The sequence below is a fragment of the Streptomyces sporangiiformans genome, from assembly GCF_005768555.2.
Classification (GTDB): Bacteria; Actinomycetota; Actinomycetes; order Streptomycetales; family Streptomycetaceae; genus Streptomyces; species Streptomyces sporangiiformans.
Map to the genome: position 1 here is coordinate 20,817 of NZ_VCHX02000153.1, position 16,383 is coordinate 37,199.

The following is a 16,383-nucleotide window of genomic DNA, read 5'->3' on the forward strand; positions in this document are numbered from 1 at the left end:
AGCGTTACCGCATGCAGACATGCGAATACACGAGAGTCGACGAGTCAGTCTACGTCAGGGCCCTCGGAAAGACGAATCGAGAAAGACTGCCCCGCATCGGAGATCATCATGCGGCGCACCGAAACCGGCACCCGACGGACAGCCCACACTCGGCCAACTTGACCTTGCCCCCGTCCGGCACCCGACCAGCCCTCGACACCCGCCATCGCGGGCCGGCGCCCAGGGCGCCACACAAGCCTCGAAAAGCTGCGCAGACCAACCCCGACGCCGCCCTCGCGGGCTCGGCGCCCAGAGCGCCCCACAAGCTTCGAACAGCTACGCCGGCCTCCGACCAGCCGTCGCCGCCCCGGCCACCGTCAGGCCAGTGGGTCCGGCGCGGCCGTGACCCCGTACTCCGCGAGCTTGGCCTTGCCGCCGTCCGGAGCCGTCAGTACCAGGGGACCGGCCTCCGTCAGCGCCACCGAGTGCTCCCAGTGGGACGACCACGAACCGTCCGTGGTGATGACCGTCCAGTCGTCCGAGAGGACCTCGGTCTTCGGGGTGCCCAGGGACACCATGGGCTCGATGGCCAGGCAGAAGCCGGGCACCAGCTTCGGCCCCTTACCCCGCCGCCGCTCGACGTAGTTCAGCAGGTGCGGGTCCATGTGCATCTCCGTGCCGATGCCGTGGCCGCCGTAGTCCTCGATGATCCCGTACCGGCCGCCGCCCTGCTTGGGCTGGCGGCGGATGTACGTCTCGATGGCACGCGACACGTCGACCAGCCGGTTGCCCTGCTTCATCGCCGCGATGCCCGCCCACATCGACTCCTCGGTCACCCGGGAGAGCTCGATCAGCTCCGGGGCGTGGCCGCTGCCCACGAACGCGGTGTACGCGGCGTCACCGTGCCACCCGTCCACGATGGCGCCCGCGTCGATGGAGATGATGTCGCCGTCCTTGAGGACGACGTCCTCGCTCGGGATGCCGTGCACGACGACCTCGTTCGCGGAGGTGCAGATCGTGGCGGGAAAGCCTCCGTACCCCAGGAAGTTCGACTTCGCCCCGTGCTCGTCCAGCACCTTGCGGGCGACCTCGTCCAGGTCCTTGGTCGTGGCCCCCGGCACCGCCGCTTCCCGCGTCGCCTTGTGGATGGCGGCGACGACAAGGCCCGCCTCACGCATCTTGGCGATCTGCTCGGGGGACTTTATCTGCACCATGAGGGCCTGCGCTCTCCGTCTTTTCTGCCGAAGCCCGGCGGGTTCTCAGCCGAAGGTTCGGCTACGTCAACAACTCGGTCGTGTACAAAGCGTCGCGTACAAAGCTACGTACACAACAGTACGGCCGCGGCACCCGTCACGGGCACCGCGGCCGAACAGCGGGACAACCGGGCCGCAAGGCCCTAGGCGTCGTCCCGGTCGTCCTCGTCATCCTTGCGCTGGAGCGCTTCCATCGCACGCTTGGTGACCTCGTCCACCTTGCCGAGCGCCGAGATCGTCACGACCAGACCCTGCGCCCGGTAGTAGTCGATGATCGGCTCGGTCTGCGTGTGGTAGACCTCCAGCCGCTTACGGACGGTCTCCTCGGTGTCGTCGTCCCGCTGGTACAGCTCGCCGCCACAGACGTCACAGACGCCCTTCTTCTTCGGCGGGCTGTACGACTCGTGGAAGACGTGGCTCGAGTCCTTGCGGCAGATGCGGCGGCCGGCGATGCGCTTGACCACCTCGCCCTCGGGGACCTCCAGGTCCAGGACCGCGTCCAGCTCCACCCCGTCGGCCTTCAGCGCCTGGTCCAGCGACTCGGCCTGCGAGACATTGCGCGGGAAGCCGTCCAGCAGGAAGCCGTTCGCGGCGTCCGGCTGCTCCATACGGTCCCGGGCCATGCCGATCGTGACCTCGTCCGGTACCAGGTTCCCCGCGTCCATGTAGGACTTGGCAAGTTTGCCGAGTTCCGTCTTCTGGTTGATGTTGGACCGGAAGAGGTCGCCCGTGGAGATGTGCGGGATCGACAGGTTCTTGGCAAGAAACGCAGCCTGCGTTCCCTTGCCGGCACCGGGCGGCCCGACGAGGACGATTCGCATCAGCGGAGGAACCCTTCGTAATTGCGCTGCTGGAGCTGGCTCTCGATCTGCTTCACCGTCTCCAGACCCACACCCACGATGATGAGGATGCTGGTTCCACCGAACGGGAAGTTCTGGTTTGCTCCGAAACCGACCAACGCCATCGTCGGCACGAGAGCGATCAGACCCAAGTACAGCGAACCCGGCCAGGTGATCCGGTTGAGTACGTATCCCAAGTACTCAGCGGTCGGCCGGCCAGCCCGGATGCCCGGGATGAAGCCACCATACTTCTTCATGTTGTCCGCGACTTCCTCGGGGTTGAACGAGATGGCCACGTAGAAGAAGGCGAAGAACACGATCAGTACGAAGTACGTGCTGATGTAAATCGGATGGTCACCCTTGGTGAGATTCTGCTCGATCCAGGTCTTCCAGCCGGAGTTCCCACCCGCGAACTGCGCGATCAGCGCCGGGATGTAGAGCAGCGACGAGGCGAAGATCACAGGGATGATGCCCGCCTGGTTGACCTTCAGCGGAATGTACGTGGACGTGCCGCCGTAGGAGCGGCGGCCGATCATCCGCTTCGCGTACTGGACCGGGATGCGGCGCTGTGCCTGCTCGACGAAGACCACCAGGCCGACCATCACGAGGCCGACCGCGATCACGGTGCCGAACTCGATCCAGCCGTCCGCGAGGTCGCCCTGCTGCTTGATGGCCCACAGCGCGGACGGGAAGGTGGCGGCGATCGAGATGAACATCAGGATCGACATGCCGTTGCCGATGCCGCGGTCGGTGATGAGCTCACCGAGCCACATCACGAGAGCGGTACCCGACGTCATCGTGATGACCATCGTGATCGTCACGAAGATCGACTGGTCAGGCACGATCTGGGTGGCGACCGGGCAGCCCTGGAACAGCGCGCCGCTGCGAGCGGTGGCCACCAGGCCGGTGCCCTGGAGGATGGCCAACGCCACCGTCAGGTAACGGGTGTACTGCGTGATCTTCGCCGTACCGGCCTGGCCCTCCTTCTTGAGGGCTTCCAGACGCGGGATCACCACGGTCAGCAGCTGCAGAATGATGCTCGCCGTGATGTACGGCATGATGCCGAGCGCGAAGACCGTGATCTGCAGCAGCGCGCCACCACTGAACATGTTGACCAGGCCCAGCAGGCCCTGGCTCGCGTTGGCGTTGTCGATACAGGTCTGGACGTTCTTGTAGTCGACGCCCGGGATCGGGATATGCGTACCGATCCGGTAGACCACGATGATGCCGAGCGTGAAGAGCAGCTTCTTGCGCAGGTCGGGCGTCTTGAACGCCCGGGCGAACGCGGTGAGCACGGTGCCTCCTGCGACCCCCGCGCAACTGCGTCAGAGGTGACGGTCTTGAGGTTCGACGAATAAGTAACGGACAGCTAACTAACAGCCAAAAGCCGTCCAGAGTTCCCCCGTGGGTACGCCGGCCGGCCCCGGGGCGGAGCCCCGCATGGAACAGAGCAACAGTGCTCGCCACCATACCGGCGAGAAGGGGCACCTTGGAACGACCAACCGGGGATGCCCCATTTGTGGGGCATCCCCGGTCGGGATCGCTCAAGTCATCGAGACGTCCGGAGTATTCAGACGAGCTCGGTGACGGTACCGCCGGCGGCGGTGATCTTCTCCTTGGCGGAGCCGGAGACGGCGTCGACCGTCACCTGCAGCGCCACGGAGAGCTCGCCCTGGCCGAGGACCTTGACGAGGCTGTTCTTGCGAACAGCGCCCTTGGCGACCAGATCGGCCACCGTGACCTCGCCACCCTCGGGGTAGAGAGCGGCCAGCTTGTCGAGGTTCACGACCTGGTACTCGGTCTTGAACGGGTTCTTGAAGCCCTTCAGCTTCGGGAGACGCATGTGGAGGGGCATCTGCCCGCCCTCGAAGCGCTCCGGAACCTGGTAACGGGCCTTCGTGCCCTTGGTACCACGACCGGCCGTCTTACCCTTCGACGCCTCACCACGACCGACACGGGTCTTGGCGGTCTTGGCGCCCGGGGCGGGACGGAGGTTGTGGATCTTGAGCGGGTTGTTCTCCGCCATGATCAGTCGACCTCCTCGACCGTCACGAGGTGGCGGACGGTGTGCACCATGCCGCGGAACTCGGGGCGGTCCTCCTTGACGACCACGTCGTTGACCCGCTTCAGGCCAAGCGAACGCAGGGTGTCGCGGTGGTTCTGCTTGCTGCCGATGTACGACTTCGTCTGCGTGATCTTGAGCTGAGCCATTACGCAGCACCAGCCCCGGCACGCGCACGCAGCAGAGCCGCGGGAGCGACGTCCTCGAGGGGCAGACCGCGGCGGGCCGCGATCTCCTCGGGACGCTGCAGACCCTTCAGGGCCTCCACGGTCGCGTGCACGATGTTGATCGCGTTGGACGAGCCGAGCGACTTCGACAGGATGTCGTGAACGCCGGCGCACTCGAGCACAGCACGCACCGGGCCACCGGCGATAACGCCGGTACCGGGGGAAGCAGGCTTGAGCAGGACGACGCCCGCGGCCTTCTCGCCCGTGATCGGGTGCGGGATGGTGCCCTGGATACGGGGGACCTTGAAGAAGTGCTTCTTGGCCTCCTCAACACCCTTGGCGATGGCGGCCGGCACCTCCTTGGCCTTGCCGTAACCGACACCCACGGTGCCGTCACCGTCGCCCACCACGACCAGCGCGGTGAAGCTGAAGCGACGACCACCCTTCACAACCTTGGCGACGCGGTTGATCGCGACAACGCGCTCAACGTATGCGGTCTTCTCGGCGGCAGCTGCGCCGCCGTCACGGCCCTTCCGGTCCCGCCGCTCGCCGCCACCGGCACCGCCACCGCGGCGCTGGGGTCCAGCCATTGGAATTACCTCTCTCTGTTTCCGCTAGCTCTACGGCAGGCTCAGAACTTGAGCCCGGCTTCGCGGGCGGCGTCCGCCAGGGCGGCGATGCGCCCGGCGTACTGGTTGCCACCACGGTCGAACACGACGGCCTCGACACCGGCAGCCTTGGCACGCTCGGCGACCAGGGCGCCGACCTGCTTGGCCTGCGCGGACTTGTCGCCCTCGCCGCTGCGGATCGTGGTGTCCAGGGTCGACGCCGACGCCAGGGTGTGACCCTTGATGTCGTCGATGACCTGGGCCACGATGTGGCGGTTCGAGCGCGTCACGACCAGACGAGGACGCGTCGCCGAACCCGAGACCTTCTTACGGATCCGGATGTGGCGGCGCTTGATGGCGGCACGCTTGTAAGCGTCGCCCTTAGCGATCTTCGTACCGTATGCCATGGCTTACTTACCCGCCTTTCCGACCTTGCGGCGGATGACTTCGCCCTCGTACTTGACACCCTTGGCCTTGTACGGGTCGGGCTTGCGGAGCTTGCGGATGTTGGCCGCGACCTCGCCGACCTTCTGCTTGTCGATGCCCTCGACCGAGAAACGGGTGGGAGCCTCGACCTTGAAGGTGATGCCCTCGGGGGCCTCGACCAGGATCGGGTGGCTGTAGCCGAGCGAGAACTCCAGGTTGGAGCCCTTCGCCAGCACGCGGTAACCGACACCGCTGATCTCGAGCTTCTTCACGTAACCCTGGGTCACGCCGGTGATCATGTTCGCCACCAGCGTGCGGGACAGGCCGTGCAGGGCCTTGTTCTGACGCTCGTCGTTGGGGCGGGTGACGCTGAGAACGCCGTCCTCACCCTTAACGACCTCGATCGGCGCGGCAACGGTGTGGGACAGGGTGCCCTTGGGGCCCTTCACCTCGACCGTACGGCCATCGATGGTGACGTCCACGCCGGCGGGAACCGCGATAGGGAGCTTGCCAATGCGCGACATAGCTGTTTCCTCCGTTCCCTTCCGCTACCAGACGTAGGCGAGGACTTCTCCGCCTACGCCCTTCTTGCCGGCCTGCTTGTCGGTGAGGAGCCCGTGGGACGTGGAGATGATCGCCACGCCCAGGCCGCCGAGCACCTTCGGCAGGTTGGTGGACTTCGCGTACACCCGGAGACCGGGCTTGGAGATCCGCTTGATGCCCGCGATGGAGCGCTCACGGTTGGGGCCGAACTTCAGCTCCAGGACGAGGTTCTTGCCGACCTCGGCGTCCTCGACCTTCCAGCCCGTGATGAAGCCCTCCTGCTGGAGGATCTCCGCGATGTGCGACTTGATCTTGCTGTGCGGCATGGCCACGGAGTCGTGGTACGCCGAGTTCGCGTTACGCAGACGCGTCAGCATGTCTGCGATCGGATCAGTCATGGTCATAAATTGGCCTTCGGCCTCTCTCGCCGGGGTTTCCTGGTGCGCCATCCCTCTCCCCGATCCGAGACGGGACGGGTGCGGCGCGGTGGACCTACGGCGTAGTAAGTCGTACGGGCGTCAGGCGCCCAACCCTCCAAGCCTAAGCCATGGAAGGGTGGGCTCCTGACCGAACCCTTTACTTACCGAGAGCCTCTGAAATCCCTGATTGAGGGGATTACCAGGAGCTCTTGGTCACGCCCGGCAGCTCGCCACGGTGAGCCATCTCACGAAGGCACACGCGGCACAGGCCGAACTTGCGGTACACGGAGTGGGGACGGCCGCAACGCTGGCAGCGCGTGTAGCCACGCACGCCGAACTTGGGCTTGCGAGCAGCCTTCGCGATCAGAGCCTTCTTCGCCATCTCGCTCACGCCTCCTTGAAGGGGAAGCCGAGGTGACGAAGGAGCGCGCGGCCCTCAGCGTCGTTGGTCGCCGTGGTGACCACGGTGATGTCCATACCCCGGACGCGGTCGATCTTGTCCTGGTCGATCTCGTGGAACATGACCTGCTCCGTGAGACCGAAGGTGTAGTTGCCACGGCCGTCGAACTGCTTGGGGGACAGACCACGGAAGTCGCGGATGCGCGGCAGCGCGAGCGACAGGGTGCGGTCCAGGAACTCCCACATGCGGTCGCCACGGAGCGTGACGTGGGCACCGATCGGCTGGCCCTCACGCAGCTTGAACTGCGCGATGGACTTGCGGGCCTTGGTGACGGCCGGCTTCTGACCGGTGATCGTGGTGAGGTCGCGGATGGCGCCCTCGATCAGCTTGGAGTCGCGGGCGGCGTCGCCCACACCCATGTTGACCACGATCTTGACGAGACCGGGGATCTGCATGACGTTCTCGTACTTGAACTCGTCACGCAGCTTTCCCGCGATCTCCTCACGGTACTTCTGCTTCAGACGCGGGCTGGTGGTGGTCGTCATCAGATGTCCTCACCCGTCCGCTTGGCAACGCGGATCTTGTTGCCTTCGTCGTCGAAGCGGTAACCGACGCGGGTCACGACCTTGTTGCCGTCCTTCTCCACGACCAGCTGGACGTTGGAGACGTGGATCGGCGCCTCGGTGGTGACGATGCCGCCGGCCTGCGAACCGCGAGCCGTCGGACCGGCCTTGGTGTGCTTCTTGACCCGGTTGACACCCTCGACCAGGACACGCTCGTCGCGCGGGTAAGCGGCAATGACCTTGCCCTGCTTGCCCTTGTCCTTACCGGTGATGACCTGGACCAGGTCGCCCTTCTTGATCTTCATGCTTACAGCACCTCCGGCGCGAGCGAGATGATCTTCATGAACTTCTTCTCGCGCAGCTCACGGCCTACCGGGCCGAAGATACGGGTGCCGCGAGGGTCGCCGTCGTTCTTCAGAATGACGGCGGCGTTCTCGTCGAAGCGGATGTACGAGCCGTCCGGACGGCGGCGCTCCTTGACGGTGCGAACGATGACCGCCTTGACGACGTCACCCTTCTTCACGTTGCCACCGGGGATCGCGTCCTTGACGGTGGCGACGATGACGTCACCGATACCCGCGTAGCGGCGACCGGAGCCACCGAGCACACGGATGCAAAGGATCTCCTTCGCACCAGTGTTGTCGGCGACACGCAGCCGCGACTCCTGCTGGATCACGTCTATCTCCTGTTTGTCTGCCGGTTCCCGCAGGGACCTCTTCGGGCCGAACCTGCGAGCCTGGCGGAACCGTCCTGCGGGTTGCTCCCGCAGGAATTACTTGGCCTCTTGAGACGGAAAACCTGCGCTGGGGGCAGAGCCCCCAGCGAGGGGCAGCGGGGGCAAAACCCCCGCTTGATTACTTCGCCTTCTCGAGGATCTCGACGACGCGCCAGCGCTTCGTCGCGGAGAGCGGCCGGGTCTCCATGAGGAGGACACGGTCGCCGACACCGGCGGCGTTCTGCTCGTCGTGCGCCTTGAGCTTGTTCGTACGGCGGATGACCTTGCCGTACAGCGCGTGCTTGACGCGGTCCTCGACGGCGACGACGACGGTCTTGTCCATCTTGTCGCTGACGACCAGACCCTCACGGGTCTTGCGGAAGCCGCGCCCGGCCTTCGTCTCTTCAGTCACGTTGCTCTCGCTCATCAGGCGCTCTCCACCGTCTCGATGCCCAGCTCGCGCTCACGCATCAGGGTGTAGATCCGCGCGATGTCCTTACGGACCGCCTTCAGACGGCCGTGGTTCTCGAGCTGACCGGTCGCCGCCTGGAAGCGGAGGTTGAACAGCTCTTCCTTGGCCTCGCGAAGCTTCGCCAGAAGCTCCTCGTTGCCCAGCTCGCGCAGCTCGGACGCCTTGGTACCGGCCGACATCACGCTTCACCTGCCTCGCGCCGGACAATGCGGCACTTCATCGGAAGCTTGTGAGCAGCGCGGGTAAGCGCCTCACGCGCAATCTTCTCGTTCGGGTAGGACAGCTCGAACATCACCCGACCGGGCTTGACGTTCGCGACCCACCACTCGGGGGAGCCCTTACCGGAACCCATGCGGGTCTCGGCGGGCTTCTTCGTGAGGGGGCGGTCCGGGTAGATGTTGATCCAGACCTTGCCGCCACGCTTGATGTGACGGGTCATCGCGATACGAGCGGCCTCGATCTGACGGTTCGTCACGTACGCCGGGGTGATCGCCTGGATGCCGTACTCGCCGAATGCGACCTCAGTACCACCCTTGGCCATACCACTGCGCTTGGGGTGGTGCTGCTTGCGGTGCTTGACCCTACGAGGGATCAGCATGTCGGTCAGGCCTCCGTTCCAGTGCTCTCAGCCGGAGCGGCAGCGGCGGCGGGAGCCTCGGCCTTGGGGGCCTCGGCAGCCGGCGCGGACTGCTGCTGCGGCTTGCGACCGCGACCGCCACGCTCGCCACCGCGGCCACCACGGGCCGGGCGGTCAGCGCCACCACGGGCCGGGCGGTTGCCGGCGCGGGCAGCGGCGTTCTCGGCGCGGACCTCGGCGATGTTCTTGACGTCGCCCTTGTAGATCCAGACCTTCACACCGATGCGGCCGAAGGTCGTCTTGGCCTCGAAGAAGCCGTAGTCGACGTTCGCGCGGAGCGTGTGCAGGGGCACGCGGCCCTCGCGGTAGAACTCCGAGCGGGACATCTCGGCGCCGCCGAGACGGCCACCACACTGGATCTTGATGCCCTTGGCGCCCGCCTTCATCGCCGACTGCATGCTCTTACGCATGGCGCGGCGGAAGGAGACACGCGAGGACAGCTGCTCGGCAACGGCCTGGGCCACCAGCTGAGCGTCGGTCTCGGGGTTCTTGACCTCGAGGATGTTCAGCTGGACCTGCTTGCCCGTGAGCTTCTCGAGGTCACCGCGGATGCGGTCGGCCTCGGCGCCACGGCGGCCGATGACGATGCCGGGACGAGCGGTGTGGATGTCCACCCGCACGCGGTCACGGGTGCGCTCGATCTCCACCTTCGAGATACCGGCGCGCTCCATGCCGGACGTCATCATCCGACGGATGGCGACGTCTTCCTTGACGTAGTCCTTGTACAGCTTGTCGGCGTACCAACGCGACTTGAAGTCGGTCGTGACACCGAGCCGGAACCCATGCGGGTTAACCTTCTGGCCCATTACCGGGTTCCTTCCTTGCTGCTGACGACCACGGTGATGTGGCTGGTCCGCTTGCGGATCCGGTAGGCGCGGCCCTGGGCACGCGGACGGAACCGCTTCAGGGTCGGGCCCTCGTCGACGTACGCCTCGGAGATGTAAAGGCTGTCGGCGTCGGTGTGGTCGTAGTTGTGCGCGGCGTTGGCAATGGCGCTGTCCAGCACCTTGCCGACCGGCTCGCTCGCGGCCTGCGGGGCGAAACGCAGGACCGCCTGAGCCTCCGTGGCGTCCATGCCACGGATGAGGTCCACCACTCGGCGGGCCTTCATGGGCGTGACGCGGATGTACCGCGCCTGGGCCCTGGCTTCCATGGTTGTCCCTTCAGTGTCTGTCATGGTCATTCACCCCGCGCTTAGCGGCGCTTCGACTTCCGGTCGTCCTTGACGTGACCCCGGAAGGTGCGCGTCGGCGAGAACTCGCCGAGCTTGTGGCCGACCATGGACTCGGTGACAAACACCGGGATGTGGGTCTTGCCGTTGTGCACCGCGATCGTGTGCCCGAGCATCGCCGGGATGATCATGGAGCGACGGGACCAGGTCTTGATGACGTTCTTGGAACCAGCTTCGTTCTGGGCGTCCACCTTCTTGATCAGGTGGTCGTCGACGAAGGGTCCCTTCTTGAGACTGCGCGGCATCTAAACCCGCTCCTAGCGCTTCTTGTTCGTCTTGCGGCGGCGGACGATGTACTTGTTCGAGGCCTTCTTCGGCGAACGAGTACGCCCTTCCTTCTGGCCCCAGGGGCTGACCGGGTGGCGACCACCGGAGGTCTTGCCCTCACCACCACCGTGGGGGTGGTCAACCGGGTTCATCGCCACACCGCGAACGGTCGGGCGAACGCCCTTCCAGCGCTTACGGCCGGCCTTGCCCCAGTTGATGTTGCTCTGCTCGGCGTTGCCGACCTCGCCGACGGTGGCGCGGCAGCGCACGTCGACCAGGCGGATCTCACCGGACGGCATACGGAGGTGGGCCATCTGGCCCTCCTTCGCGAGCAGCTGCACGGAGGCACCGGCGGAGCGGGCGAACTTGGCGCCGCCACCCGGACGGAGCTCGATCGCGTGGATCGTGGTACCGACCGGGATGTTGCGGAGCGCCAGGTTGTTGCCCGGCTTGATGTCGGCCCCGGGACCGTTCTCGACGCGGTCGCCCTGCTGCAGGTTGCGCGGGGCGAGGATGTAGCGCTTCTCGCCGTCGGCGTAGTGCAGCAGCGCGATGCGCGCGGTGCGGTTGGGGTCGTACTCGATGTGCGCGACCTTCGCCGGCACGCCGTCCTTGTCGTGACGACGGAAGTCGATCACACGGAAGGCGCGCTTGTGTCCGCCACCCTGGTGGCGAACGGTCACACGACCGGCGTTGTTACGGCCGCCCTTGCTGTGCAGCGGGCGGACCAGCGACTTCTCCGGCGTGGACCGCGTGACCTCGACGAAGTCGGCGACGCTGGAGCCACGACGGCCCGGCGTAGTCGGCTTGTACTTGCGGATTCCCATTTCTCAGTCCTCGTCCGATATCGGACGATCCGGACCGCCCTTAGGCGGTCGGACCGCCGAAGATGTCGATACGGTCGCCCTCAGCGAGGGTCACGATCGCGCGCTTGGTGGACGCACGCTGGCCGAAGCCCGTACGGGTCCGCTTGCGCTTGCCCTGGCGGTTGATCGTGTTGACCCCGGTGACCTTGACCGAGAAGACCGCCTGGACGGCCTCCTTGATCTGGGTCTTGTTGGCCCGCGGGTCGACGATGAACGTGTACTTGCCCTCGTCGAGGAGCGCGTAGCTCTTCTCGGAGACGACCGGCTTGAGCAGGACGTCACGGGGGTCCGTGTAGCTCTTGCTCAGCGGGGTCGGCTCGACGTCGAACTTGCCCTGGGTCGCGATGCGCTTCGCCTTGGCGACGCGCGCGGCCTTGGCGGCCTTGGCGGCCTTCGAGGCGATAGCGGGGTGACGGGTAGCCATCAGGCCTCGCTCCCTTCGGTGTCAGTGGCCTTCGGGCCGGACACGAAGGACTCGAGAGCGGCCTGGGTGAAGACCACGTCGTCCGAGACGAGAACGTCGTACGTGTTCAGCTGGCCCGGCTCCAGGATGTGCACCTGGGGCAGGTTGCGGGCGGAGAGCCACGCGGCCTCGTCGGCCCGGTCGACGACCAGGAGCAGGTTCTTGCGCTCGCTGATCTTGCCGAACAGGGTCTTGGCGGCCTTGGTGGACGGGGCCTCGCCCTCGATCACGCCGGAGACGACGTGGACGCGGTTGTTGCGGGCCCGGTCGGTGAGGGCGTGGCGCAGGGCCGCGGCCTTCATCTTCTTCGGGGTCCGCTGCGAGTAGTCACGCGGCACGGGACCGTGCACGACGCCACCACCGGCGAACTGCGGGGCGCGGGTCGAGCCCTGGCGCGCGCGGCCGGTGCCCTTCTGACGGTAAGGCTTCTTACCGCCACCACGAACCTCGCCGCGGGTCTTGGTCTTGTGCGTGCCCTGGCGGGCAGCGGCCAGCTGTGCGACGACGACCTGGTGGATCAGCGGGATGCTGACCTTCTCAACGTCGAAGATCTCCGCGGGGAGCTCGACGGTGCCGGCCTTGTCGCCTGCCGGCGAAAGGATGTCAACAGTGCTCATCGGTTACCTCAGGCCCCCTTGGCCGCGGTGCGGACCAGGACGAGGCCGCCGTTCGGACCGGGAACCGCGCCCTTGATGAGCAGCAGACCCTTCTCCGCGTCAACGGCGTGGACGGTCAGGTTCTGGGTGGTGACCCGCTCGTTGCCCATGCGACCCGCCATGCGGAGGCCCTTGAACACACGGCCCGGGGTGGCGCAGCCACCGATGGAGCCGGGAGAGCGGTGCTTGCGCTGGGTGCCGTGTCCGGCGCCGAGGCCACGGAAGTTGTGGCGCTTCATGACACCGGCGAAGCCCTTGCCCTTGCTTTTGCCGGTGACGTCGACCTTCACGCCGGCCTCGAAGGTTTCGGCGGTGATCTCCTGCCCGAGCGTGTACTCGCTGGCGTCCGACGTGCGGATCTCAACGAGGTGACGGCGGGGGGTCACGTCGGCCTTGGCGAAGTGGCCCTTGAGGGGCTTGTTCACCTTGCGCGGGTCGATCTCGCCGAAGGCGATCTGGACCGACTCGTAGCCGTCGGCGTCGTTCGTACGGACCTGGGTCACGACGTTCGGGCCGGCCTTGACGACGGTGACCGGAACAACACGGTTGTTCTCGTCCCACACCTGCGTCATGCCGAGCTTCTCGCCCAGGATGCCCTTGATCTGCTTAGCCATTCTCAGATCACCGGCCTCAGAGCTTGATCTCGATGTCGACACCGGCCGGGAGGTCGAGTCGCATCAGGGAGTCAACGGTCTTCGGGGTCGGGTCGAGGATGTCGATCAGGCGCTTGTGCGTGCGCATCTCGAAGTGCTCGCGCGAGTCCTTGTACTTGTGCGGCGACTTGATGACGCAGTACACGTTCTTCTCAGTGGGCAGCGGCACCGGGCCTGCGACCGACGCACCAGTGCGCGTCACCGTCTCGACGATCTTCTTCGCCGAAGAGTCGATGACCTCGTGGTCGTAGGCCTTGAGCCGGATGCGGATCTTCTGTCCCGCCATGGCTACTCCGTAGTCCTGTCTCTCAATAAAACGCTCTGGCGACCCCGGGGGTTCGCGCCTTGCCTCCGACCCACGCGGTCGGGCGTGTCGCTCCCTCGCTGACACAGATATCCACACGGGATATCCCTTCCAGGGGGTGCGATCGTCGACCGCGGAACCGAGGGTGAAACACCCACCGGGCGCCTGGCCGGTACCCCGCTGACACTTCCCGGAAGATTCCCGTACGTCCGCCCCAGCGCTGCCGTGGGGGCCCTTACAGCCCTTGGGACAGTTGGAACGACGAGTACTGTGGGACTCGCTTCCGGTCCTCCCGGCGGGAGGCGCGCAGCATCGGCACTCAACCGAGCAACCCCGATAGTCTGCCATACGGGGCATGGAGCTGGCCAATCGAGCCGTAGAGGGTACCCCGGGGGTTACCTGGGTCAAACGCGGGCCGCGCGGCGCTCTGGCGCCTCTGCCCTGACCCGTCGACGGCAACGGGGAGTGACACCGGCTACGCAGCCCGTGAGGCCTGCCTTACTGCCCTACTGCAGGACGACCCGGTGCGGATGCGACCAGTCGGAAGAGCATACGAAGACCATGAGACGGCCGCCGCGCCCCACGACGATCTGCGTCGGAGTGTTCGCCTCCGTGTCGGCCACATCGCGGTCCTCGAGCGGGATCCAGCTGCGGGTTCCCTTGTCCCATTCCCTGCTGTCGATCGTCAGCAGGAGTTCCATCTGCCGCCCGCACCCGCACACCATTTCCTGAGGTCCGGTGAGAGGCCACGGGGCGTATCCGCCAACCTTCCAGCCCGGGGGGACGGAGAGGTCGAACTGGTAGCTGACCGCTTCCTCGTCCTCCCAGTCCTCCCACTCGTCGAGGCGGGAACGGATCGAGAAAGGCAGCAGGTCTCCCCACTGGTGCTCCGTGACCTGCTCAGGGTGCAGCACGCAGGGGTCCGGTACGTACTCTTCCCGCCCCACGACTTCCAGCTCCGGCTGCTCGGCCTGCACCGCGGAGATGTCGGAAGTCTTTCGCCAGTGCATGTGCACGGCGACACCCCGCTCCTCTCCGTGCGCATTGAATGGACACCAGAAGACCTGCAGCACATCCGCATCGCCCGGCAGACTCAGGCCCGGCACGTCGCGCGTGTACAACTGGGCCACCGGCATCAGCGGAATCGGGTCCGTATCGGCCAGCCAGGGGGCGTGCCGCCCCCGTCGGAGAGAGCGGAGGAGCTCGAACTCCTCGTCCGTCGGCCCCTCGGACTGTCCGGGGCCCGGTCGTCGGCTCCATGCCTCGGCGAGGATCTTCCGACGCAGACGGACATCGCTGAGGCGCTCACCGAACCGACGCCTGTGCGGCTCCGTACACGTGGGCCACGGCTCGTCCGCGGGCCACAGGAACGGCCCTCCGACGGAACTCTGCTCCGGGCGGGGAGCCCCCGGCCGTGGGTGCAGCCGGGTACCGAGCCCGCGGTATCCGGACAGCTCGGGAATGACTTCCTCGATGTCCACGGGGCGCTCGGGAGTGGTACGCGCCATGGTCCTCCTATCCGCCCGCAAGGACGCCGAGACCTCGGGTCATGCCCCACCTGCCGCCCATGCGGTCATCCTGCCCACAGCGGTCGCAAGCTGCTCCGCGTCCGCCAGCCCACATCCTCTCGTCGGTGACCAGCCCGCCGGCCACATCCCCCAACTGCAGCTGCGCCTCACCGGTCTCCCAGACCACCAGCTCACCCAACCGCTCGGGCCCGTCGACGCTCAGTCACGCGCTCGCCTTGGCCCGGCCGGGTTCCGGTCCCCGCCATCCGACCTCGAACCGCGCCACGTCCAACTCGGCCCGCAACCGGCCGTACCAACCATGCAGGTCATCCAGCTGCATCAGACATCAGTCCCAGGGCTCGCGAACCGGCTTGCGTTTCCACCACTCCGCGAGCTCAGCCTCGGGTTTCTGGTTCGTCGGGCGTACCCAGGGGCGCAGGGAGCGCTCCGGGTCCGGGAGGCTCGCGGCACAGAAGCGCGCGTCCAGCCGCGCCAGCAGCCCTCCCAACGCGCCTTCACGCGCCTCCGTGGGCAGTGCGTGCATCACCTCGTCCAGCGAGTCCCGGGAGTCCAGGTCGTTGCTGTACGCGCTGACGGGACAGAAGTCCTCACTCGACCAGCCCGGCTCCATCCGGCGCACCACGCGCTCCCAGGACGCGAACCGGTCCGCCACCGAGTACTCGGGGGCCGTGATCTTCTCCCGCAGCTCCGGCGCGACCCGCGACCGCTCCACCTCCAGCCGCTCCGCATCGCACCGGGCGATCATCTCAAGGACCGACTCCGGCACTTGGTCCCACTGGCCGCCTCGGTACCAGTCACGCGCCATCGCTTATCCGGCGTCCGCGGCATGCGGATTCGGCTCCGTGGTGATCACATGGAGCAGTTGCCAACGGGCCTCCTCCCAGCGGGCGGCACGGTCCGCCTGACGGCGGTCGGCATCGGCCGACGCCAGCTGGGCGTACCAGCGGCCTACGTCCGACTGGGCCCGGCGGGCGATGTACTGGCAGGTCGGATTGGTCCTGCCCGCCTCGTTCATCGCGCCGACGTCCATGAGCATCTGCTGGCAGCCGAGCCGGATGGCGGAATCCGCGACACCTGTCACATCGGAGTGCCCGGGGAATTCCCAGCCGACCTCGAAGAAGACGTCGTATGCCCGGACGAGCCGGTCGTTCGCCCGCCCGAGCGCGATCGCCTCGCGGGCGGCGGCAACGTACTCGGCGTACGCGCTCCGCATCTTGGGGTCGAGTGCGTCCGCCTGGAGTTCGACCGCGTGCTCCGCGAAGTCCAGGGCCAGCGTCGCCGCCCTGGTGTCATCCACGTCGCCCAACAGGTCGTTGAGCCTGGACGGCAAG

At 66.5% G+C, this 16,383-nt stretch carries 27 protein-coding genes; all 27 read right to left on the reverse strand.

All coding sequences use genetic code 11. From position 1 onward, the window contains the following. Nucleotides 1–356 precede the first annotated feature (356 nt). Nucleotides 357–1,193, reverse strand: a complete 837-nt coding sequence (gene map, locus FGD71_RS23930) for a type I methionyl aminopeptidase (RefSeq protein ID WP_119102569.1) — start codon at nucleotides 1,191–1,193, stop codon at nucleotides 357–359. Nucleotides 1,194–1,375: 182 nt separating this feature from the next. Next, a complete protein-coding gene (locus tag FGD71_RS23935; RefSeq protein WP_119102570.1) occupies nucleotides 1,376–2,053 on the reverse strand; it encodes an adenylate kinase in 678 nt (225 codons plus the stop codon). Further along, nucleotides 2,053–3,366, reverse strand: a complete 1,314-nt coding sequence (gene secY, locus FGD71_RS23940) for a preprotein translocase subunit SecY (protein ID WP_119102571.1) — start codon at nucleotides 3,364–3,366, stop codon at nucleotides 2,053–2,055. Before secY ends, FGD71_RS23935 begins: the two co-directional genes overlap by 1 nt. A 275-nt stretch (nucleotides 3,367–3,641) precedes the next feature. Next, nucleotides 3,642–4,097: a 50S ribosomal protein L15 gene (rplO, locus tag FGD71_RS23945; RefSeq protein WP_119102572.1), complete on the reverse strand. Its 456-nt coding sequence runs from the start codon at nucleotides 4,095–4,097 to the stop codon at nucleotides 3,642–3,644. Between the two features lie 2 nt (nucleotides 4,098–4,099). Beyond that, nucleotides 4,100–4,282: a 50S ribosomal protein L30 gene (gene rpmD, locus FGD71_RS23950; protein ID WP_119102573.1), complete on the reverse strand. Its 183-nt coding sequence runs from the start codon at nucleotides 4,280–4,282 to the stop codon at nucleotides 4,100–4,102. Beyond that, entirely contained in the window at nucleotides 4,282–4,890 is a 609-nt protein-coding gene (gene rpsE / locus FGD71_RS23955) for a 30S ribosomal protein S5 (RefSeq protein WP_013001409.1), read from the reverse strand. The genes rpmD and rpsE overlap by 1 nt, the downstream gene beginning before the upstream one ends. 41 nt (nucleotides 4,891–4,931) lie before the next feature. Then, nucleotides 4,932–5,315, reverse strand: a complete 384-nt coding sequence (gene rplR, locus FGD71_RS23960) for a 50S ribosomal protein L18 (protein WP_119102574.1) — start codon at nucleotides 5,313–5,315, stop codon at nucleotides 4,932–4,934. Between the two features lie 3 nt (nucleotides 5,316–5,318). Then, the gene (rplF, locus tag FGD71_RS23965; RefSeq protein WP_119102575.1) at nucleotides 5,319–5,858 is read right to left on the reverse strand and encodes a 50S ribosomal protein L6; all 540 of its coding nucleotides are present in this window, start codon (nucleotides 5,856–5,858) and stop codon (nucleotides 5,319–5,321) included. A gap of 24 nt (nucleotides 5,859–5,882) precedes the next feature. Then, nucleotides 5,883–6,281 carry a 30S ribosomal protein S8 gene (gene rpsH / locus FGD71_RS23970; RefSeq protein ID WP_004984520.1) on the reverse strand — a complete coding sequence of 133 codons (399 nt, stop codon included), beginning with the start codon at nucleotides 6,279–6,281 and terminating at the stop codon, nucleotides 5,883–5,885. Nucleotides 6,282–6,492: 211 nt separating this feature from the next. After that, nucleotides 6,493–6,678 carry a type Z 30S ribosomal protein S14 gene (locus FGD71_RS23980; protein WP_003948630.1) on the reverse strand — a complete coding sequence of 62 codons (186 nt, stop codon included), beginning with the start codon at nucleotides 6,676–6,678 and terminating at the stop codon, nucleotides 6,493–6,495. Nucleotides 6,679–6,683: 5 nt separating this feature from the next. Further along, entirely contained in the window at nucleotides 6,684–7,241 is a 558-nt protein-coding gene (gene rplE, locus FGD71_RS23985) for a 50S ribosomal protein L5 (protein WP_119102577.1), read from the reverse strand. Beyond that, complete coding sequence (gene rplX, locus FGD71_RS23990; RefSeq protein WP_053674523.1) at nucleotides 7,241–7,564, reverse strand: 50S ribosomal protein L24; 324 nt, start codon at nucleotides 7,562–7,564, stop codon at nucleotides 7,241–7,243. Before rplX ends, rplE begins: the two co-directional genes overlap by 1 nt. A gap of 2 nt (nucleotides 7,565–7,566) precedes the next feature. After that, nucleotides 7,567–7,935: a 50S ribosomal protein L14 gene (rplN, locus tag FGD71_RS23995; protein ID WP_003998823.1), complete on the reverse strand. Its 369-nt coding sequence runs from the start codon at nucleotides 7,933–7,935 to the stop codon at nucleotides 7,567–7,569. 178 nt (nucleotides 7,936–8,113) lie between these two features. Further along, a complete protein-coding gene (gene rpsQ / locus FGD71_RS24000; protein ID WP_119102578.1) occupies nucleotides 8,114–8,401 on the reverse strand; it encodes a 30S ribosomal protein S17 in 288 nt (95 codons plus the stop codon). After that, nucleotides 8,401–8,625, reverse strand: coding sequence for a 50S ribosomal protein L29 (gene rpmC, locus FGD71_RS24005; protein WP_003974259.1), 225 nt, complete (start codon nucleotides 8,623–8,625; stop codon nucleotides 8,401–8,403). Before rpmC ends, rpsQ begins: the two co-directional genes overlap by 1 nt. Further along, nucleotides 8,625–9,044: a 50S ribosomal protein L16 gene (rplP, locus tag FGD71_RS24010; protein ID WP_119102579.1), complete on the reverse strand. Its 420-nt coding sequence runs from the start codon at nucleotides 9,042–9,044 to the stop codon at nucleotides 8,625–8,627. Before rplP ends, rpmC begins: the two co-directional genes overlap by 1 nt. A 5-nt stretch (nucleotides 9,045–9,049) precedes the next feature. Next, nucleotides 9,050–9,889: a 30S ribosomal protein S3 gene (gene rpsC, locus FGD71_RS24015; protein ID WP_119102580.1), complete on the reverse strand. Its 840-nt coding sequence runs from the start codon at nucleotides 9,887–9,889 to the stop codon at nucleotides 9,050–9,052. After that, the gene (gene rplV, locus FGD71_RS24020; RefSeq protein ID WP_119102581.1) at nucleotides 9,889–10,236 is read right to left on the reverse strand and encodes a 50S ribosomal protein L22; all 348 of its coding nucleotides are present in this window, start codon (nucleotides 10,234–10,236) and stop codon (nucleotides 9,889–9,891) included. The genes rpsC and rplV overlap by 1 nt, the downstream gene beginning before the upstream one ends. 41 nt (nucleotides 10,237–10,277) lie before the next feature. Then, the gene (gene rpsS / locus FGD71_RS24025) at nucleotides 10,278–10,559 is read right to left on the reverse strand and encodes a 30S ribosomal protein S19 (protein ID WP_010986346.1); all 282 of its coding nucleotides are present in this window, start codon (nucleotides 10,557–10,559) and stop codon (nucleotides 10,278–10,280) included. A 12-nt stretch (nucleotides 10,560–10,571) separates the two neighbouring features. Beyond that, nucleotides 10,572–11,408, reverse strand: a complete 837-nt coding sequence (gene rplB, locus FGD71_RS24030; protein WP_119102582.1) for a 50S ribosomal protein L2 — start codon at nucleotides 11,406–11,408, stop codon at nucleotides 10,572–10,574. Between the two features lie 40 nt (nucleotides 11,409–11,448). After that, nucleotides 11,449–11,871, reverse strand: coding sequence for a 50S ribosomal protein L23 (rplW, locus tag FGD71_RS24035; RefSeq protein WP_119102583.1), 423 nt, complete (start codon nucleotides 11,869–11,871; stop codon nucleotides 11,449–11,451). Beyond that, the gene (rplD, locus tag FGD71_RS24040; RefSeq protein WP_119102584.1) at nucleotides 11,871–12,527 is read right to left on the reverse strand and encodes a 50S ribosomal protein L4; all 657 of its coding nucleotides are present in this window, start codon (nucleotides 12,525–12,527) and stop codon (nucleotides 11,871–11,873) included. Before rplD ends, rplW begins: the two co-directional genes overlap by 1 nt. Nucleotides 12,528–12,535: 8 nt before the next feature. Next, the gene (gene rplC / locus FGD71_RS24045; RefSeq protein ID WP_119102585.1) at nucleotides 12,536–13,180 is read right to left on the reverse strand and encodes a 50S ribosomal protein L3; all 645 of its coding nucleotides are present in this window, start codon (nucleotides 13,178–13,180) and stop codon (nucleotides 12,536–12,538) included. 16 nt (nucleotides 13,181–13,196) lie between these two features. Beyond that, nucleotides 13,197–13,505, reverse strand: coding sequence for a 30S ribosomal protein S10 (rpsJ, locus tag FGD71_RS24050; RefSeq protein WP_003948644.1), 309 nt, complete (start codon nucleotides 13,503–13,505; stop codon nucleotides 13,197–13,199). 524 nt (nucleotides 13,506–14,029) lie between these two features. After that, entirely contained in the window at nucleotides 14,030–15,031 is a 1,002-nt protein-coding gene (locus tag FGD71_RS24055) for a hypothetical protein (RefSeq protein ID WP_119102586.1), read from the reverse strand. Nucleotides 15,032–15,377: 346 nt separating this feature from the next. Beyond that, complete coding sequence (locus FGD71_RS24060; RefSeq protein ID WP_119102588.1) at nucleotides 15,378–15,857, reverse strand: hypothetical protein; 480 nt, start codon at nucleotides 15,855–15,857, stop codon at nucleotides 15,378–15,380. Nucleotides 15,858–15,860: 3 nt separating this feature from the next. After that, nucleotides 15,861–16,382 (reverse strand): hypothetical protein, encoded by a 522-nt coding sequence (locus FGD71_RS24065; protein WP_140935937.1) that lies wholly within the window; start codon nucleotides 16,380–16,382, stop codon nucleotides 15,861–15,863. Between the last annotated feature and the right edge of the window lies 1 nt (nucleotide 16,383).

Coding starts and splice junctions, on each gene's coding strand:
- map (WP_119102569.1), bottom strand. CDS start 1,193: ATGGTGCAGATAAAGTCCCCCGAGCAGATCGCCAAGATGCGTGAGGCG.
- FGD71_RS23935 (WP_119102570.1), bottom strand. CDS start 2,053: ATGCGAATCGTCCTCGTCGGGCCGCCCGGTGCCGGCAAGGGAACGCAG.
- rplO (WP_119102572.1), bottom strand. CDS start 4,097: ATGGCGGAGAACAACCCGCTCAAGATCCACAACCTCCGTCCCGCCCCG.
- rpmD (WP_119102573.1), bottom strand. CDS start 4,282: ATGGCTCAGCTCAAGATCACGCAGACGAAGTCGTACATCGGCAGCAAG.
- rpsE (WP_013001409.1), bottom strand. CDS start 4,890: ATGGCTGGACCCCAGCGCCGCGGTGGCGGTGCCGGTGGCGGCGAGCGG.
- rplR (WP_119102574.1), bottom strand. CDS start 5,315: ATGGCATACGGTACGAAGATCGCTAAGGGCGACGCTTACAAGCGTGCC.
- rplF (WP_119102575.1), bottom strand. CDS start 5,858: ATGTCGCGCATTGGCAAGCTCCCTATCGCGGTTCCCGCCGGCGTGGAC.
- rpsH (WP_004984520.1), bottom strand. CDS start 6,281: ATGACCATGACTGATCCGATCGCAGACATGCTGACGCGTCTGCGTAAC.
- FGD71_RS23980 (WP_003948630.1), bottom strand. CDS start 6,678: ATGGCGAAGAAGGCTCTGATCGCGAAGGCTGCTCGCAAGCCCAAGTTC.
- rplE (WP_119102577.1), bottom strand. CDS start 7,241: ATGACGACCACCACCAGCCCGCGTCTGAAGCAGAAGTACCGTGAGGAG.
- rplX (WP_053674523.1), bottom strand. CDS start 7,564: ATGAAGATCAAGAAGGGCGACCTGGTCCAGGTCATCACCGGTAAGGAC.
- rpsQ (WP_119102578.1), bottom strand. CDS start 8,401: ATGAGCGAGAGCAACGTGACTGAAGAGACGAAGGCCGGGCGCGGCTTC.
- rpmC (WP_003974259.1), bottom strand. CDS start 8,625: ATGTCGGCCGGTACCAAGGCGTCCGAGCTGCGCGAGCTGGGCAACGAG.
- rplP (WP_119102579.1), bottom strand. CDS start 9,044: ATGCTGATCCCTCGTAGGGTCAAGCACCGCAAGCAGCACCACCCCAAG.
- rpsC (WP_119102580.1), bottom strand. CDS start 9,889: ATGGGCCAGAAGGTTAACCCGCATGGGTTCCGGCTCGGTGTCACGACC.
- rplV (WP_119102581.1), bottom strand. CDS start 10,236: ATGGAAGCCAGGGCCCAGGCGCGGTACATCCGCGTCACGCCCATGAAG.
- rpsS (WP_010986346.1), bottom strand. CDS start 10,559: ATGCCGCGCAGTCTCAAGAAGGGACCCTTCGTCGACGACCACCTGATC.
- rplB (WP_119102582.1), bottom strand. CDS start 11,408: ATGGGAATCCGCAAGTACAAGCCGACTACGCCGGGCCGTCGTGGCTCC.
- rplW (WP_119102583.1), bottom strand. CDS start 11,871: ATGGCTACCCGTCACCCCGCTATCGCCTCGAAGGCCGCCAAGGCCGCC.
- rplD (WP_119102584.1), bottom strand. CDS start 12,527: ATGAGCACTGTTGACATCCTTTCGCCGGCAGGCGACAAGGCCGGCACC.
- rplC (WP_119102585.1), bottom strand. CDS start 13,180: ATGGCTAAGCAGATCAAGGGCATCCTGGGCGAGAAGCTCGGCATGACG.
- rpsJ (WP_003948644.1), bottom strand. CDS start 13,505: ATGGCGGGACAGAAGATCCGCATCCGGCTCAAGGCCTACGACCACGAG.
- FGD71_RS24055 (WP_119102586.1), bottom strand. CDS start 15,031: ATGGCGCGTACCACTCCCGAGCGCCCCGTGGACATCGAGGAAGTCATT.
- FGD71_RS24060 (WP_119102588.1), bottom strand. CDS start 15,857: ATGGCGCGTGACTGGTACCGAGGCGGCCAGTGGGACCAAGTGCCGGAG.